The 16,156-nt window shown below is 59.1% G+C and carries 16 protein-coding genes; 5 read left to right on the plus strand and 11 right to left on the minus strand.

The annotated features are described in order from the left end of the window. Window positions 1-337: 337 nt before the first annotated feature. Window positions 338-949: a DUF8737 domain-containing protein gene (locus J6525_RS19300; RefSeq protein WP_225645841.1), complete on the minus strand. Its 612-nt coding sequence runs from the start codon at window positions 947-949 to the stop codon at window positions 338-340. Between the two features lie 211 nt (window positions 950-1,160). Between J6525_RS19300 and J6525_RS19305 the strand changes: the two genes are divergently transcribed. Next, the gene (locus J6525_RS19305) at window positions 1,161-1,448 is read left to right on the plus strand and encodes a hypothetical protein (RefSeq protein ID WP_225645842.1); all 288 of its coding nucleotides are present in this window, start codon (window positions 1,161-1,163) and stop codon (window positions 1,446-1,448) included. Window positions 1,449-1,616: 168 nt separating this feature from the next. Here J6525_RS19305 and J6525_RS19310 read toward each other — a convergent pair whose 3' ends face one another. Continuing rightward, complete coding sequence (locus J6525_RS19310; RefSeq protein WP_225645843.1) at window positions 1,617-2,489, minus strand: DUF8737 domain-containing protein; 873 nt, start codon at window positions 2,487-2,489, stop codon at window positions 1,617-1,619. 471 nt (window positions 2,490-2,960) lie between these two features. Between J6525_RS19310 and J6525_RS19315 the strand changes: the two genes are divergently transcribed. Next, entirely contained in the window at window positions 2,961-3,482 is a 522-nt protein-coding gene (locus J6525_RS19315; RefSeq protein ID WP_225645844.1) for a winged helix-turn-helix transcriptional regulator, read from the plus strand. Window positions 3,483-3,516: 34 nt separating this feature from the next. Here J6525_RS19315 and J6525_RS19320 read toward each other — a convergent pair whose 3' ends face one another. Then, on the minus strand, window positions 3,517-4,020 hold the full coding sequence (locus J6525_RS19320) for a TetR/AcrR family transcriptional regulator (RefSeq protein ID WP_225645845.1): 504 nt from the start codon (window positions 4,018-4,020) through the stop codon (window positions 3,517-3,519). Window positions 4,021-4,236: 216 nt separating this feature from the next. Here J6525_RS19320 and J6525_RS19325 point away from each other — a divergent pair, with 216 nt between their 5' ends. Next, complete coding sequence (locus J6525_RS19325; protein ID WP_225645846.1) at window positions 4,237-5,127, plus strand: NmrA family NAD(P)-binding protein; 891 nt, start codon at window positions 4,237-4,239, stop codon at window positions 5,125-5,127. Between the two features lie 178 nt (window positions 5,128-5,305). Here the strand turns inward: J6525_RS19325 and J6525_RS19330 are convergent, their stop codons facing one another. The 8 genes from J6525_RS19330 to J6525_RS19365 all read right to left on the minus strand — a co-directional run bounded on the left by J6525_RS19330 (window position 5,306) and on the right by J6525_RS19365 (window position 14,216). Then, window positions 5,306-6,094 carry a cyclase family protein gene (locus J6525_RS19330; protein ID WP_225645847.1) on the minus strand — a complete coding sequence of 263 codons (789 nt, stop codon included), beginning with the start codon at window positions 6,092-6,094 and terminating at the stop codon, window positions 5,306-5,308. Window positions 6,095-6,107: 13 nt separating this feature from the next. Next, on the minus strand, window positions 6,108-7,427 hold the full coding sequence (gene fahA / locus J6525_RS19335; RefSeq protein ID WP_225645848.1) for a fumarylacetoacetase: 1,320 nt from the start codon (window positions 7,425-7,427) through the stop codon (window positions 6,108-6,110). After that, the gene (locus J6525_RS19340; RefSeq protein ID WP_225645849.1) at window positions 7,424-8,743 is read right to left on the minus strand and encodes an MFS transporter; all 1,320 of its coding nucleotides are present in this window, start codon (window positions 8,741-8,743) and stop codon (window positions 7,424-7,426) included. The genes fahA and J6525_RS19340 overlap by 4 nt, the downstream gene beginning before the upstream one ends. A 37-nt stretch (window positions 8,744-8,780) precedes the next feature. Further along, window positions 8,781-9,275, minus strand: a complete 495-nt coding sequence (locus tag J6525_RS19345) for a (2Fe-2S)-binding protein (protein WP_225645850.1) — start codon at window positions 9,273-9,275, stop codon at window positions 8,781-8,783. Beyond that, the gene (locus J6525_RS19350) at window positions 9,272-10,111 is read right to left on the minus strand and encodes an FAD binding domain-containing protein (protein ID WP_225645851.1); all 840 of its coding nucleotides are present in this window, start codon (window positions 10,109-10,111) and stop codon (window positions 9,272-9,274) included. The genes J6525_RS19345 and J6525_RS19350 overlap by 4 nt, the downstream gene beginning before the upstream one ends. Beyond that, window positions 10,108-12,537, minus strand: a complete 2,430-nt coding sequence (locus tag J6525_RS19355) for a xanthine dehydrogenase family protein molybdopterin-binding subunit (RefSeq protein ID WP_225645852.1) — start codon at window positions 12,535-12,537, stop codon at window positions 10,108-10,110. Before J6525_RS19355 ends, J6525_RS19350 begins: the two co-directional genes overlap by 4 nt. A 115-nt stretch (window positions 12,538-12,652) precedes the next feature. Continuing rightward, a complete protein-coding gene (locus tag J6525_RS19360) occupies window positions 12,653-13,363 on the minus strand; it encodes a TetR/AcrR family transcriptional regulator (RefSeq protein ID WP_225645854.1) in 711 nt (236 codons plus the stop codon). 214 nt (window positions 13,364-13,577) lie between these two features. After that, complete coding sequence (locus J6525_RS19365) at window positions 13,578-14,216, minus strand: winged helix-turn-helix transcriptional regulator (RefSeq protein WP_225645855.1); 639 nt, start codon at window positions 14,214-14,216, stop codon at window positions 13,578-13,580. Between the two features lie 468 nt (window positions 14,217-14,684). Between J6525_RS19365 and J6525_RS19370 the strand changes: the two genes are divergently transcribed. Together J6525_RS19370 and J6525_RS19375 are read left to right on the plus strand one after the other, a co-directional pair. Then, window positions 14,685-15,362: a carbonic anhydrase gene (locus J6525_RS19370; RefSeq protein ID WP_225645857.1), complete on the plus strand. Its 678-nt coding sequence runs from the start codon at window positions 14,685-14,687 to the stop codon at window positions 15,360-15,362. 327 nt (window positions 15,363-15,689) lie between these two features. Next, window positions 15,690-16,145, plus strand: coding sequence for a MarR family winged helix-turn-helix transcriptional regulator (locus tag J6525_RS19375; protein WP_225645858.1), 456 nt, complete (start codon window positions 15,690-15,692; stop codon window positions 16,143-16,145). Window positions 16,146-16,156 lie beyond the last annotated feature (11 nt).

The raw sequence follows: 16,156 nt of genomic DNA on the forward strand, positions 1-16,156 counted from the left end.
CACAGTGATCGCTCCAGCATCAAGCTGTCAGGCCTGCTATTGCCGCGTCGAAGATGTTCTGATCGGGATCTTCGAAGGCTCGAGTTGCCTTTCAAGGTCCGCAACCCGCCGCTCAAGGTCGCTGTGTGGATCAAAGTTCAGCGCTTCGTCAAACCGCCGAACGCCTTGCCAGAGCCGCCTAAGGAAGCTCGTGTCCTGCGATCCTTGAGTCTTACTCGAGTCTGTCATCTTATTAAGCCTTCCTTTTGGGTGGATTGCCCCAGGGGCTCACCTTTTGGGGACGGCGCCCGACTTGGGCTAGGCCCAGGGTATCTCGCGATGAAGCTCCTTGTATCTGTTATGCTTGGACTACTGCGGACTTCACTTCACTCCCAAGGCCACGACGCATAAGGTCGAACGCCATGATGTGACTCGCACCCGAAATGCCGACGCCATAGAACGGGATCAGCGCCATCGGCAGCGTCTCGATGCCGGACATCCGGGGGTCGTCGAGAAGAAAGAAGGTCAGCCCCGTACCAACTGCCACGACAAAGTCAGCGAACCCAAAGATGTGAAAGGCCAAGTACCGGTTGCGGGTCTTAGGCAGTAACATAACCCCGAGGGCCATCAGCCCCGCGATGAGGTCACCCCACCCAGCGTTTCGAACAAAGGCTTCGGGGAGGAGATTCTGTGCCCCGTACCAGAAAAACACCAGCGCGGCCGCTATGCGCCAGACATGAAAACCTGTGAGCGACCGCAAACCGATGGCTTCGATGTAGCCACGGAAAGCACTCGATGTTGCATAGACAATCACAGGCACCACAACGCCCAGCGCAATAACGCCGGCAAGGATCACCGGGTAAACGCCCTGATAGACTCCTGTCTCGGCGGCGACGATGACGGCCAATCCCCAGATGACCAAAACACTAAGCAGGACGACCTTCGCCCGACGTTGGATCTCCCGACCCATGCTATTTCTCCATTTTATGTGTAGTTACACCATGTCAGATTGAAAGAGCACGCCACGGGAGAGTGAGATCATGCAGTTTCATCTTATGGACATTCGATGTGATTGCGGCGGGACCGATACCAGTTCCGTTACCATCGCAACACATCACTCTTATTATAAGAGTTATATTTTCGAAATGCAAGCGGCATGTTGGCTCAAGGGCTGACAAAGCGTGAACCTCGATCTCCCGTCGGAAATAAAACCAGAACGTCAGCTATTCTGGCGAGGAATATCCCGTCAGCTCTATTCTGACAGTTCGGGCACGATCCAATTAACCCCACTAACTCCCCTGACTAAAGAGGCGCTCGCGGAAGCGACTTGGCGTCTCTCGGGGCAAAGCGTGATAGGCATCGACACCGTACTTGAATTAGGTGTCCTGCCGGTGGCGCTGGTCGCCAAGCATTTAACCAGCGGTCAGGTTGCGCGACGCGGCTCAGGGCACGCTGACCTCAGCGCCTGAAGGACGCCGGGCCATTGTTACCACGTCCGTGAACATCACCGTCGCAACTCAGCTGCGTGGATCGCTTCGCGACGATCATATCTGAGATATTGGTCTTTTTATCAGCTCCGCTCATGGCACGCCCGCCGCAACGAGCGAAGCGAACGCAGTGCGCAGCTCAGCCTTTCTTCACGTGACAACCGGGGCAGCCGGCCGCGCGCGCCTCAGCAACTGGCGAAGCGAAAGGGCATGCAAGACGAAGGAACTGGGGACGGTGAAGGCTGGAATGATGGCTGAGGGATAGGTGAAATTTGTAAGGTTTGGATGATCGAGGGCAAGACGCTGAAGCGGCCCAGGCGATGTAAGGGCACCTAAGGTGACTGCCAGTATCAGGTCTCCGATACCGAATAGATTCCAAAGCAACGCCGCCCGCGCGCTGCCCGGCTGGCCGCTCGCCAACGACGCCGCGACCGGAAGAGCCGCTAGACCCGTGATGACGTCACCCGTGCCGGCAGGCAACGCGAAGGCGCCGGGCACGGCTCCCGACGCCCAGCCCACTAAGAAAGTAGCACCGACCACTCGATAGAACTGTATGCCGATCAGCCAAGTGAGCGGCATCGCATCGAGCAGTGCCCCAACCCGGCGTGAACGCCATAATAGCACGATGGCGATTGGAGCCGGAACGACAATCATGAGCAGTAGCAATGGAATTGGAACTGCGCCAGGCCGAAGCAGGCCGTTAGCCACGATCACCCACGCACTCGCATGCCAAAGCGTCAGCGGGACTGCGATCGCCAACCAGGTCTGCATCCGCTCCGCCCCGGTCAGGGACGTGCGGGCAAGTCCTGCCCAAGCTCCGCCAAGCAGCAAGAGATGTACCACGATACGAGCGACGATGAGCGACAGACCCGAGCGCTGAATTTCTGGCGCAGCGATGATGGCTACGAGCCAGAGACTCGCGGCGACGGCGCTGCCGGCAAATGCAAGCATTGGGTTGTTGCTGGAAAGACCGGTGTTGTTGAGCGTCACTGTCAGACCTTCTCGTTGGTCAAAATCGATCATTTGTTGCCACGGCAAGCCCCGCACCGATCAGGTCCGGTTGGTCGCGCTAGTTAGAAGCGGAAAATCGCCGCGCGGCGCATTTATTACTCTTATAACAAGAGTCAATGGCAAGCTGCTTATTAATTTGTTCGCCAGGAAACGGATCTGGCGTGCGCCCTCATTGAACCGGCGATGCTTCGGCCCGGCAGCGCGCGCCCCGTCGCGACAGCAGCGCGTCTGTTCTCAACTTCGCCGCGGTCTAGAACGGGATTTGTAGCTCCAGCGCCGGCTCGGGTTCAAAAGACGAGGAGAATGCGGGGATTAGAATCAAACAACGACGGGCAGCTCGATTGGTCGCTCTAAGAAACGTCGGCACAGCCCTGGGTCCAAGTGACAATTGTTGTTTTCAAGAACCATATTGAATTCACTATTGTATGAACATAGCATAGCTCTTATAATAAGAGTATTAACTTTCTCGCGAAGGAAAGGGTCATGCGGTCGAAGAGTTTCGAGGGAATGGTATGCCCGATCGCCGGCGTCATGGCGGCGATCGGCGACCGCTGGGGTTTGCTGATTCTTCGCGATCTCGTCTTCGGTCTCAGCCGATACGAGGATTTCCGACAATCGTCCGGCGTGACCAACGCAACACTCTGTGACCGGCTGAAACACCTAGAAACCAATGGCCTCATCGAACGGCGGCGCTATCAGGTAAATCCCGAACGGTTTGAATACTCTTTGACTCAGATGGGCTGGCAGATCGCGCCTGTAATGCCCATCCTCGCTCAGATCGGGGACCGTCTTGACGTCTCGGGCGCTTCAGCGCCGCCATTGAAATTTGTGAATCGACGGACCGGGGCCGACACAGGCTGGAGTTTCATTGATCTGGACACTGGCGAACAGCTGAACGCCATGGATGTAGCTATCAAGGAAGGTCCCGGCGCAGACGATCTGGTCCGTTGGCGGTTATCCCACGCCAAGCGTCGAGAAAAGGACGGCGATGCAGTCATGCCGTGAAGCCGTACCCCACTCTGCCCTCGCAGAACATGGCCTAGCGGTGGAGCTGCTCCCTGACGCGCTCGAGGATCTCGTTCGACAACGGACTGCCTGACGTGACGCGCGCCAGCGTCATCGCACCGATCATGGTGGATAGCGCGTCGATTGCGTCTCCCCGCGCCGTGGAATTTACTTCGCCTGACGCGAGGACAGTCAAGAGCTCCTCGAGAGCCGCTGTCGCTGCCGCTCTGATGTCATCGCCTGACCGGGCCAATTCGCTCCCTAGCGCGGCGAAGGGGCAAATTGGAGTCGCCGCGTCACGATGGGCGGTAGATAGATAGACATCAACTGCGGCATTGATGCCCCCCTTCGCCATATTCCGCGTGATAGCGGCGATAATCTTGTCGCCGGCGTTGGAGAGCGCCTCGGCGACGAGTTGCTCCTTATTGCGAAAATGTCGGTAGAAGCCGCCATGCGTGAGCCCAGCAGCCTCCATTACATCAGCCAGACTTGTTTCCGCGATTCCTGTTCTCCGGATGTAGTCCGCGGCGGTTGCCACGATCGCTTCCCTGGTCTCTGCCGCTTCCTTTTTCGACTTTCTCAACGATTCAACCCCTGCCCGTCACGGCCGGCAAAGGCCTTGACAATTTAGATGACAATGGACATCTATATATTAGATGTCGCACAACATCTAAATTAGCGCAAAGCGATTTGTCGTCAATAGGAGGCACCTTTGCGATCGCTGCTCCGGATGGAGTGCCAGGGAGGACTAGGCATGAAACAACGTATCCTTGTTACCGGGGCCACCGGCGAGACCGGCCGCTACACGAGCGAAGCCTTGATCAAATCGGGCTTCCCGGTTCGTGCGCTTGTACATAAAGTCGACGAACGTTCGGAAAAGCTCAGAGCAACTGGCGCCGAGGTCATCGTCGGAGACCTGCTGGATTTCAATGCAGTTCGCGAAGCATTGAAGGGCGTAAAGCGAGCCTATTTCGTCTTTCCGATTAGGCCGGGGCTGATCGACGCCACGGCGTATTTCGCTCAAGCGTCCAAAGAGGCCGAGCTCGATGGCATCGTCAACATGTCTCAAATATCGGCCCGCGAAAACTCGAAGAGCCAAGCAGCGCGCGACCACTGGATCGCAGAACGGGTTTTCGATTGGTCCGGCATACCGGTCAGCCATATCCGGCCGACCTTCTTCGCGCAGTGGCTTACCTATCCCCACAACCGCAAGCACATTCTGGAACGCGGCGTCATCAGTCAGCCGCTCGGCAATGGACGGCACGCGCCCATCGCCGCCGAGGACCAAGCGCGTTTCATCTCCGCGATCCTCGCCGATCCAAAGCCGCACATGGGCAAGACTTATCCGCTGTTTGGACCGGTCGAAATGGATCAGGCCGGCATCGCGGCGGCCGTCAGTGAAGTGATTGGACGACCGGTCACCTACGATCCGATTTCAATTGATACCTATCGCCAACGGCTCGAGGCCATGGGAATGATGCCAGCCTTTCTGATTCAGCATCTCTGCGCGGTAGCGCAGGATTATCAGGACGGCATCTTTGCTGGGAGCGACGAAGCTATTGGACAGGTGACCGGCAAACCGCCTATGACGGTTCAGCAGTTCGTGACTTCTCATATAAGCCTCTTCAACCACAAGCCAGGGTAACAGGCGGCCGATGACGCCGTCAGTGCAGTATCTGTTTCGACAGCGAAGTCGCTTGTGAAGGGCATCACCGGCCAGGGTAATCTTTCATTTCGGAGATCGCCCTGGCCTGCGATAGCAATTGGCCGACGGCTTCGACATCGCTTCAACGGCTTGCACTCACCTCTCCGTCCCTTCAAGCTCATTCGTCCAAGATCGCGACGGCCCTGGTCCAGCCCGCGGACGCTCTGTGGATCTTCACCGGAAAGCAGACAACCTGGAATCCGTCGGCGGGTAGAACTTCGAGATTGTGCAGCTTCTCGAGATGCGAATACCCGATCTCCCGGCTGGCGCGATGTCCTTCCCAGATGAGTTCGGGTCCTGCGCCCGCCTCAAGCTTTCGCTTGGTGTGGGAGAACGGCGCATCCCAACTCCATCCGTCCGTGCCGACGAGACGTATGCCCTGCTCCAGCAACCATATCGTCGCATCTTTTCCCATTCCGCAACCGGCATCGACGTAATCGGCTTCTCCATACCGCGATCCGGCACGGGTGTTGACAACAACGATCTCGAGCGGGCGAAGCCGGTGACCGACGCGCTTCAGCTCTGCCTGGACGTCGGCTGGTGTGACGACGTAGCCGTCCTCGAAGTGGCGGAAGTCAAGCTTGACGGCTGGTTGAAAGCACCATTCGAGCGGAAGCTCGTCGATGCGCATGCTCGCCTCGCCACCGGGCTTCAGGGCATGGTTCATTGAGGAGAAGAAATGGTAGGGCGCGTCCAGATGGGTGCCGTTGTGGGTCGTGATCTCGCACCTCTCGATTGCCGCGTACTCCCCTTGCGGCAGTTGGTCTACCCCGATGCCGAAATATTCGGCGATGCCCGAGGCGGTGGCGTGATGATCGAGATAGTCGATCTTTGGCGACGCGCGCGGAGGATCGCTCGCGATGCCGGTTTGGAGCGCGACGGAGATATCGATCAGCTTACGTGCCATTTCTGCTTTGGTCCTACTGAGATAACGCTGGAATGATCTGTCCGCTGCATTCGCCGAATCCGATCGACACGTAACCGGACCGCTCGGCTCTGGCACGGAAGACGACAGTGTCTCCATCTTCCAGCCAGGTGCGCCGTTCACCGTTCGAAAGGACGACCGCGTCCCCGGAGGCGACAATCTCAGCAAGGCATGCCCGGCTTTCGTCAATCGGCCCCGAGACCGTTCCACTGCCGATCAAATCACCAACCTGAAGATTGCATCCGTTGCTCGTGTGATGAGCAACCATCTGTGCTACCGTCCAGTACATGTCCCGAAAGTTGGCATTTGCCACACGATCCGGATCGAGGCCCTTGGAACGCATGTCCTCGGTCTGAATGAAGGCCTCCATTTTCAAATCGATCCCACCGTGGCGCTGGTCCGTTTTGGAGTGCAGATACTTCAAGGGTGCAGGATCTCCGATCGGCCGCTTGGCGGCCCCGACGCGGAAAGGTCGTAACGCGTCGGAGGTGACGACGAACGGCGAGATCGTCGTCGACAGAGACTTGGCCAGAAATGGCCCAAGCGGAAAGCTTTCCCAGCGCTGGATGTCGCGTGCGGACCAGTCGTTGAGAAGACAGAAGCCGAACACATGGTCCCCTGCCGCGTCGATGCCTAACGGCTCGCCCAGTGCATTTTCCTTTCCGATGAAAGCACCCAGTTCAAGCTCGAAGTCGAGGCTCTCACATGGACCGAAATGCACCTCGCCATCCGAACGCCGCCTCTGACCGAGCGGACGTCTGATGGGCTCGCCGCTGATCCTGACCGAACTCGCTCGACTATTGTAGGCAATTGGCATATAGCGGAAGTTGAGCGGCACCGGGTTGTCCGGGCGAGAGAGCCTCCCTCCGCGCTCGGTATGAAACAGCGACGTAAAAAAGTCGGTGAAACCCCCAATCGCCGCAGGCAGATGAAACTGCGCGTCCCGCCGGGAAACCAGAAGCTCGGGGGCGTGGCTTGCTGCACCATCGTTGTCCATGAAGAGCATTTCGGACAGGCGATGACGCAAGGACGTAGCCGATGACCCGGCCATAGCGATGATCGGGTTCAGGCTGGCTCCCGTGCAAGCACGGATGGCTTCTCCGGCGCGGCCGTCGAGAAGCCGCAGATCGACCGCGGCATTCAGATCGAGGATCTCTGTGCCAATCGCCACTCCAGCACGTTTTGATTCGCCGGGACGACCAAACATGCAGAATGGAAGGTTCTGGATAGGAAAATCGGTCGCTCCGTCGTTGGCGCTTGGGACCCAGCTCATTCGGTCGGAATCGTGAGTGAAGTCGAAATGGGTCGTCGTCACCGGAGGTACCTTTCCAAGTTTCGCGACGCTCGGCCCGGCAGAGCAGCCGCGTCCATCGACGCCGCGGACGGCGACAACTCGTTACCGAGCGCCGGACTGACGAGCACGGCGATCATGCTGATAGCGCCAATCCCGACAAGGTAGAGCGCGATCGGCCAAGACGATTGGGTCCAAAGGAACAGGCTGGACGCCAGCAGCGGTGTCAAACCGCCGATCAATCCGGAGGCGATGCCATAGGACAGCGATATCCCGGTAAAGCGCACCTGCGTATCAAAAAGGCGGGACGTGTAGGCCGGCAACACAGCGAACAGCGCGCTGATGCCCACCATCGCCAATGTAATTCCGAGTCCGATGCTAAATGCGGTCCCGCCGTCGATAAACTTGAAGAACGGGAAGCTGAACACAGCGGTCCACAGCGCTCCAAAGAACGCAACCGGCTTCAACCCAATTCGGTCGGCGAGAATGGCGAAGACGGGCAGCATGATCAGCTCGAAGAAGGAACCGATCAGGACTGCATTCAAGACGACCTGGCGGGGCGCTCCGACCGTCTGGGTCGCGTAGGAGACGACGAAGATCGCCTGCACGTAGAAGGCGACCGTCGTGCAGAGCACGACGCCGCCGCCGATCAAAACGCTCTTCATGTCCTTCTTCAGCACGGTCTTGATCGGCGCCGCGACGATCTGGCCACGTGCTGCGGCTTCCACGAAGGACGGGCTTTCCAGAAGCTTGAGGCGGAAGATCAACCCGATCACGATCAGAACGGCACTTCCAATGAACGGGATGCGCCACCCCCAAGACATGAAATCGTCCTTCGGCATCAAGGCCAGCAGCGAGAAGGTTCCGGTAGACAGGAACAACGCAATCGGCGAACCCATCTGCGGGAAACTGCCGAAGATGCCCTCGCGCTTCTCGGGTGCATGTTCCACCGCGATCAATGCGGCTCCCGCCCACTCGCCTCCGAACGCGAGTCCCTGAACGCACCGCAACGCCATGAGCAGGGTTGGAGCGAAAATGCCGATCTGGGCGTAGCTCGGGACGAGACCAATGAGCACCGTCGCTCCGCCCATCAGAATGAGGGTCCAGACGAGCATCGACTTGCGACCGATCTTGTCTCCGAAATGACCGCAGATGATCCCCCCGAGCGGTCGCATAATCGCACCGGCGCTGAAGGTACCGAACGCGAGCAGCGTGCCCACCAGCGGATCGAAGCTCGGGAAAAAGATGGTGTTGAAGACCAGCGCCGTCGCGGTACCGTAGATGTAGAAATCGTACCACTCGATGCAGCTTCCAAGCAGGCTCGAGAACGCCGCCGTCACGGGCGTGCGTTGCGCTTTGACCGTTCCCATTCCCTTTTTACCCCCCGTTTTCGGCTTTTCCCGTGCATTTGTTTCGCAGCGCCTCCGCCGCCTGCCCGATGGCTCTAACGATGTCTTCGTAGCCGGTGCAGCGGCACAGGTTGCCGCTGACGGCGCGTCGTATATCGGCTTCGGTCGGCGAAGGGTTCGCCTGCAGAAGGTCGATCGCAACCATGATCATGCCCGACGTGCAGTAGCCGCATTGGAAGCCGCTGCAGGCCACGAAGGCGTCCCGCAATTCATCGGCGATCGCGTGGCGACTGCCTTCGATCGTCACGATGTCGCTGCCTTCGGCGGACACCGCCAGTACCAAGCAGGATTTGACGAGGCGTCCGTCCAACACGATGCTGCATGCTCCGCAGTCGCCGGTAAGGCAGCCAATGCGGGCGCCCCTGGCTCCGCAATCTCGAACCGCTTCAATCAGCAAGGCGCGCGAATCGATCTCCGCCTCGACCGGCTTGCCGTTCAGGACCGCGCGGAACCTTTCGATCATCGCGCCCCTCTGCACTGCTCGAGCGCGCGCAGAACGATCGAATGCGCGACGCGCCGCCGATAGCCGGGTCCGGCCAGTTCGTCAGCCAACTCCTCGTGCGGAGACACGATGGCACAAAACCTCGCGAAGTCCCCCAGTTCGTCAGCGCTGGCATTCGTCGGCAATGTGGCTTCTGACAGAATCGGGATCGCGGTGGCCGCGCCGAGCGCGACGCGAGCTCGGTCACCTTCGACGATCGCCGCGGCCGTCATGATTGGCCAAGATCCCGTGCTGAACTTGAGCTTGTAGTAACCCCATCGGGCCGAATGGATCGCCTTCGGCAAGATTATCGCCGTGAGCATCTCGTCCGGACGGCGGGTCGTGGCGAAGCTTCCCCGGAAAAAGTCGGTGGCCTCGACGTCGCGATCGCCTTTGGTGGACCGAAGGCGAAGGCGGGCACGAAGGGCAATCAGACAGGCCGGCACGTCGGACGACGGATTGCCGTAGCAGGCGGAACCTCCGATAGTGCCCTGCCCGGTGATCGAGATGCCGCCGGTGATCCCCGAGGCCATCGATGCCAGTAGCGGCAGATGGGTCGAGACGAGCTGGGACCGCAATATATCGGCGTAGGTCGCACGCGCGCCGACCAGAACTTCGTCTTCAAGTTCCGAGATCGAAGCGAGGCCGAGGTGCTTCGGATCGAGAACGACCTTCGGCCGGTGGGCCGCGAAGGTCATGTTGGGGATCAACCAGGTGCCACCGCCGAGGACGGCGCAGTCGCTTCCGGCGTCCTTGAGAATCCCAACCGCTTCGTTGATCGTGCGCGGCGCGCGGTATTCGAACCGATGCTGGATCACGGCCACTCCCGCGCCAAGAGCTCGACGATGACATCGGGTTTGCAAGGCATGCGATTCAGGTGGCGGCCGCGGTTTCCAAGCGCGTCCGCCACAGCGTTAGCGATTACCGCCATTGCGCCGCCGAATCCCGACTCGCCTGCGCCCTTGACCCCGAGCGGATTGAAGGGACTCGGCGTACAACGATGTCCGACGCGGAAGTTGGGAAGGTCGGTGGCGCGGGGAAGCACGTAGGACTTGAAACGGTTGGTCCTGGTCCGCCCGTCGGCGTCGTGGAGAAGCTCCTCCCAGAGGGCCGCGCCGATGCCCATCGCGACGGCACCCTTGAATTGTCCTTCGACCAGCCCCGGATTGATGACAACTCCGCAGTCATGGATCGCACTGTAGTCCAGCACGGCGACGCAACCGGTCGCCTCATCCACTTCGACCACCGCGGCGTGAACACCGTAGGGAAACGACGGATAGGAGCTGATCCTTCCCCATTCATCAGGAGTATGTCGGATGTTATCCGAACGATAAGTGCGGGTCACTTGCAGCGGCAGCTCAACGTCGATGGCGGTCGAGTACGCTTGGGTGTAGATCGTCGTTACAGCTTTTGCGAATGGTAGCGAGCGCTCAATATCGCCGTGCACCGCGATTCGGCCGTCGGCGAATTCGATTTGGCTCCGCTCGGCCTGCAGTAGCACAGCGGCGCAAAGCGCGACACGGTCGCGTAGGTCTCGAGCGGCGAGAACCGATGCGGCTCCGCCGAACATCAGGCTGCGGCTACTGGTGTTACCACCACCGAACGGCGTGGTGTCGGTATCGCCCTGCGTGACCGACACGTGATCCGGATGGATGCCGAACACATCGGCTACCAGTTGCGCGATTCCCGTTTCGTTGCCGCTGCCGGGTGATGTGACGCTGGTCGCGACCCTGACGGTACCGGTCGGGTCAATCGTCACCATCGAGGTCTCGAAACCCGACGGCATAGATCCGGGGAACGAGGCACCTTCTGGCGTCAGTTCGAACGCGTAGCCGATGCCGATCCTCCGTCCGGAGCCTTCGGCTGCTACTTTCTTCGAAAGCCAGCGTTCTCGATCGAATAGCACGCTCAACTGGTCCAATGCGCCTTCGTAGTCGCCGCTGTCCAAGTTGAGACCCGATGGCAGCCGGTGCGGAAAGGCATCTTTGGGTATGAGGTTGCGCCTGCGAACTTCCAGCGGATCAATCCCAAGTTCCACCGAGATAAGCTCTATGGCGCGCTCCATCACGACATTCGCGGTCTCCTTCCCATAGCCCCGGACCCCCTGCCATGGCGGCTTGTTGGTGGTCACGACTTGAGAGTCGATGGCAACATTGGGTAAGTTGTAGACAGTCGGAAAGACGGTGGGCGTCACGAACGCCATCAGCCAGCCGCCGCCGGCCCCGATTGCGCCGACGTCGGCACGAACGAAATTGCGGAACGCGACGATCTTGCCATCTGCTCGCGCGCCGATCTCGAATTCGTGGATCTGCTCGCGCGCGTTGGCGAGGAAACATTCCTCCCGGCTTTCGAGAAACGCCACGGGCCGTTCGAGCAGGCGGCTCAGGACTGAGACGATCACCTCCTCCGGATGGCCGACCATCTTCAGGCCGAACGTGCCGCCCATCGCAGGCGCGACCACGCGGATCTTGGTCTCCGGCAGATCGAGCGCTTGCGAAAGGAGCCAGCGGGTCGGATGCGGCTGCTGCATCGTACCTTGCAAGGTCAGCCGATCGGACCTCGTGTCCCAGTCCGCCACGTAGCAGCGGCACTCCATCGGAGCGGTCGTCGCCGATCCGAAGCTCATAGAGCCTCTGACGACGCGATCAGCATCCCTCATCGCGGCATCAACGTCACCCTGTCGGATCTTGTCCTGGAAGACGACGTTGGTCGACCACGCGCTGCGCGCCTTCGAAGCGGAGGGATCCGCACCCCTCCTGGCGTCGAGAACGGCGTCCAAGGGTTCGTAGTCGACCTTGATCAACCCTCTGGCGGCTTCCCCGTCGCCCTGCCGTTCGGCCACCACGGCGACCACCGGCTGACCAACGTAGATTGTTTCATCGATCGCGAGGCACCAGACGTCGATGGGCCCGGGAAACCGTTCGCGCGGGACCCGCGTCGGCATCGGCTTCGAGAGGGTCCGCACCTCCGCCCCCGTCAGGATGGCGACGATACCCGGCGTCCGTTTGGCTTGCTCCGCGTCGATGCTGCGTATCGCGGCGTGCGCATGCGGACTTCTGAGCAGGGAGACGTACAGGGTTCCAGGACGGATTAGATCAGCCGCGTAGTCGACCGTACCGCCGACGAATCGCTGGGCGTCCTTCTTCGCGAGGCTTGCGCCAACCCAGCGCCCCTGACTAAGAAGATGCCCCTCCGCGCCGTCACCGGTTGTCGTGCGCGTACCTTTGGTCGATGGATGCCCCAACCTTCGATTTCCTCACCTAGAAACCGGATCATTAATTAAACATGAATTTAAAACATCAATTTAGATTTGGTCAATAGCAAATCAACCCGATCCTTCGCTCGGGCAGGACGGAAGATCAGCTCTGACGACGCTTCGACGACCGGTCGGCGCGCGCCTCCGGATGGAAGTCGGCGGCGTCGGGGTCGTTGGCCATACCGGCAACACAGAAATCCAGCATCGCGCCGGCGAGATCGGCCGCGCTCCGGGCTCGAACCTTGCCGCCCGAAAGGTGCGCAGTGCGGTCGAGTATACCCGTATCGGCGACAGTGTAGACCACGGAGCCGATCATGAATACGTAGCGCCAGAAGAAGAACTTGGCGTCCACGTGCGGACACGCCTCGGTGATTGCCCGGATGAAGCGCCTAGCCATCGGGTCGAAATGAGCGGAAATGATCGTCTGAGTGACTTGGGAGGGTGCCAACCGGTGCTGAAGGATCATTCGGGCGAAAAGCCTACCGCTCTTGCCGTCGAGATAGGGCCTGATAAATATTTCCAGAATAGCTCGGAGATCCGGAGACTTGCCGGCCTGCTTCGCTGATTCCAGACATTCGTCGAGGTCGCGGATGCGCCGCTCGTTGAGGCGCGTGGAGAGCTGGTCGAACACGGAATGGACGAGGTCCGACTTCGATCCGAAATAGTAGCTGACCGCGGCGACATTGACCTTCGCGCGCGAGGTGATGTCCCGTAGGGTAGCCTTTTCCATCCCCATTTCCGCGAACACGTGCTCGGCCGCAGCAACGATCCGGTCCTTTATCTCCTGATCCCGTTGAGGACTGACTACCCGCATTTTTGCTTCGCCCGCCTTTTTACAGACCCGTTTTTAAACGAGATTTGAAGAAAGCGAAATCTTCCGCCGATCGCTTAGTCCAAAACGTCGTTCTCAACGGCGAACGTCCTCGCCAAACCAACGTGAAGGCACGCGGGGCTGCGCGCGCAGTGCGCTTCCCCGTTTCCGCAAAATACCTGGCGCGGTCTCTTGGCGCCTGACGCAATCCACCAACCTATCGCCCATATCGCGTCGGCCTTTTTCCTTGGCGAGACCGCTCCTCGGACGTACCCTTGTGAGACACGATCCGGCCGCCAACGGCCAGTGGCGTCAACATCCGGTGCGGGACGTCAAGAGCGCGCGTTACGGGATCCTCGCGGAGATCAAGTTCGGCGCCTGGACCATTGCTGATTATGACGTCGCTTGGGACCACGGTAATTTTGCAGCGGGGACAGGCCCCCTCGGAAGACAGTTCCGTCCCGCAGGCCGCGTGTAAAAAGAGCCGCCGACGTCCGCCGGTCGAAGTCAAATGCGTGTCACCCCAGGCGGCCATCGAAAACAGGATTGGCCATAGCGTTACGCCGCGCTCCGTCAGGAGATAGTCATACTGGCGCGGCCCGCACTTTTTCTTACGAAGAATGCCTGCCGCGACAAGCTTCTCCAAACGCACGGTCAACACCCCTTTCGGAAGGCCGAGGTGATCGATGAAATCGCCAAAACGGCTTATGCCTGTGAAACAATCCCGCACGATGAGAAACGTCCATCGTTCGCCGAGCAGTTCAAGCACCCGCGCAACTGGACAATCTTGAGTCTCGTAGTCGGTACCTAGCGCCACGGGAAAATCCAGTTCTTCACGAATCGGATTCAGATTCACCGTTCTTTCAATAGACTAGATCGGCCCTCGAAGACAGCTCTCCTTTCATTCAGGCTTGCGCAAACGTGAGATATTGGTCTATTCATTGAACCAACTTATTTACCGGTTCACACACACGTCTCGTCTAACGCGAGGAAAACCATGCCAAAGCACCCCCTGGAGTTTCTCGCGGATGCCTTCGGGGTAGAGGCCGTCACAGGCATTCTTGAGGTCGCGCTCCGAACTCAGGAGACAACCGATTCCTCGCAGAGCCACACAAAGCGTCAGACGCTCTTCTATGCAGCACCGCGAATAGACCGACACGGCGACATCACAGGCCATGACAATGCGGCAGGCCGCACCTCAACCTTCCTGGGCACAACAGCGTTTTGCCAATGCTGTTTCCGTCCCCGCTTGGCCTTTGCAGCGCATTCGCGTTCAGCTGTCTAAGCTCGTCCTTCATACGGCCCCCTTAGAAAGGAGCTTATCATGGCCACCTCCATCGAAGCGTACGACAAGGCAATCATCAGCCGGCAACCCGGCTTCGACGAGCGCAAGGTCCGATCGGACTTCAGAAAGGTAATCCCTAACCTCAAGACGATTGTCGTGCACTGTTTTGACCCGCGCGTCACCGGTGGAATTCCGGTGGCGGTCGCAAAGGCTCTCCCTAGCCAGGTTTATCCCGGCGAGGTCTTCGAGTTTGTCGACGACGAGGGAAGGAAGCAAATCGGTTCGAATACCACGATCTTTCCCGTCATTGTTGCAGGAGGCCGCGCTAGCGGAAGTGCACAGCGTTCCATCACTGTCGCCTGCCACCTCTTCGACATCGACAATATCGTCGTCGTGCACCATACCGATTGCGGCGGGACGCACTTCACACCCGAAGGCATCGTCGAATCATTCAAGGAGGAATTCGGTCAGGACATCACCGATCTGTGGGATCCCGACGACATCTGTCTCGAGAATTTCACGCAGTCGCTACATCGTGACGTGCGCAGCATCCGAAACTCGAGGGGCACGCCAAAACACGCAAATGTCTACGGATACCTTTACGATATTCAAACCGGCGAGCTGCATCTGGTCGAAGAAAACCGCGGTGACCCAACAGCCCCCCGCGGCCCAGCTTGGCGACAAAAGAACTCAATTATCTCACATTTGGCTGGATAGGAGCGTATGCCGCTATGTGAGTTCATGGCATTGGACTGAGGTCGAACTTTGCCGTGCTCAGAACGGCTTCGCAGACACGAACTCGACTGCCGCGGCTACCGCAAGTCGCTGGCACCTGATATGAGAACAGCACGTTCGGAATCGACATGTCGCGCCAAAGAGCGAGACTCGACATTTTCGGCATCCCCCACCGTTCAAGCGGTCAACTGGACTGCATCGGTCCCGGTTCTATTGCGCGCATATTTTCTTATTGAATGATCGCCCCGTACGCTTCAAGTCCGCTTACTTACCTCCGCCGGTAATCTGCACTAACATTGTGATCCTTCAGTGCCGGATTCGATCGACCAGCAAGGCCCGACGATGCCCATCCTTGATTTTAGCGAATGCAATTGTTTCGCAACCCGCAAGGCCGCGCGGCGCCTTACCCAGCTCTATGATACCAAACTTTCCCCCTGCGGCATCAAATCCACGCAACTGATGTTGCTGGCAACGATCGATCGCAAAAGCGATCTCACAGTAAACGATCTCGCGGCGGCTATGGTACTGGATCGCACTACGACTGGTAAAAATTTGAAACCGATGGAGCGCGATGGTTATCTGAGGTCTGCCGTCTGCAAGACAGACAGAAGGAGCCGTACAGTAGCCCTTACCGCCAAGGGCAAGGCACTGCTGACGCGTGCCTATCCTTTGTGGAAATCGGCCCACGAAGAATTTGAGCGAGTGCACGGGCCTGCCTTCGCACTCCGCTACCAACAGATGCTTCGCGAAGTGACCGAAGCATAAGCCCGCTATAC

Source organism: Bradyrhizobium australafricanum (assembly GCF_020329495.1).
In the GTDB taxonomy this organism is placed as follows: Bacteria; Pseudomonadota; Alphaproteobacteria; order Rhizobiales; family Xanthobacteraceae; genus Bradyrhizobium; species Bradyrhizobium australafricanum.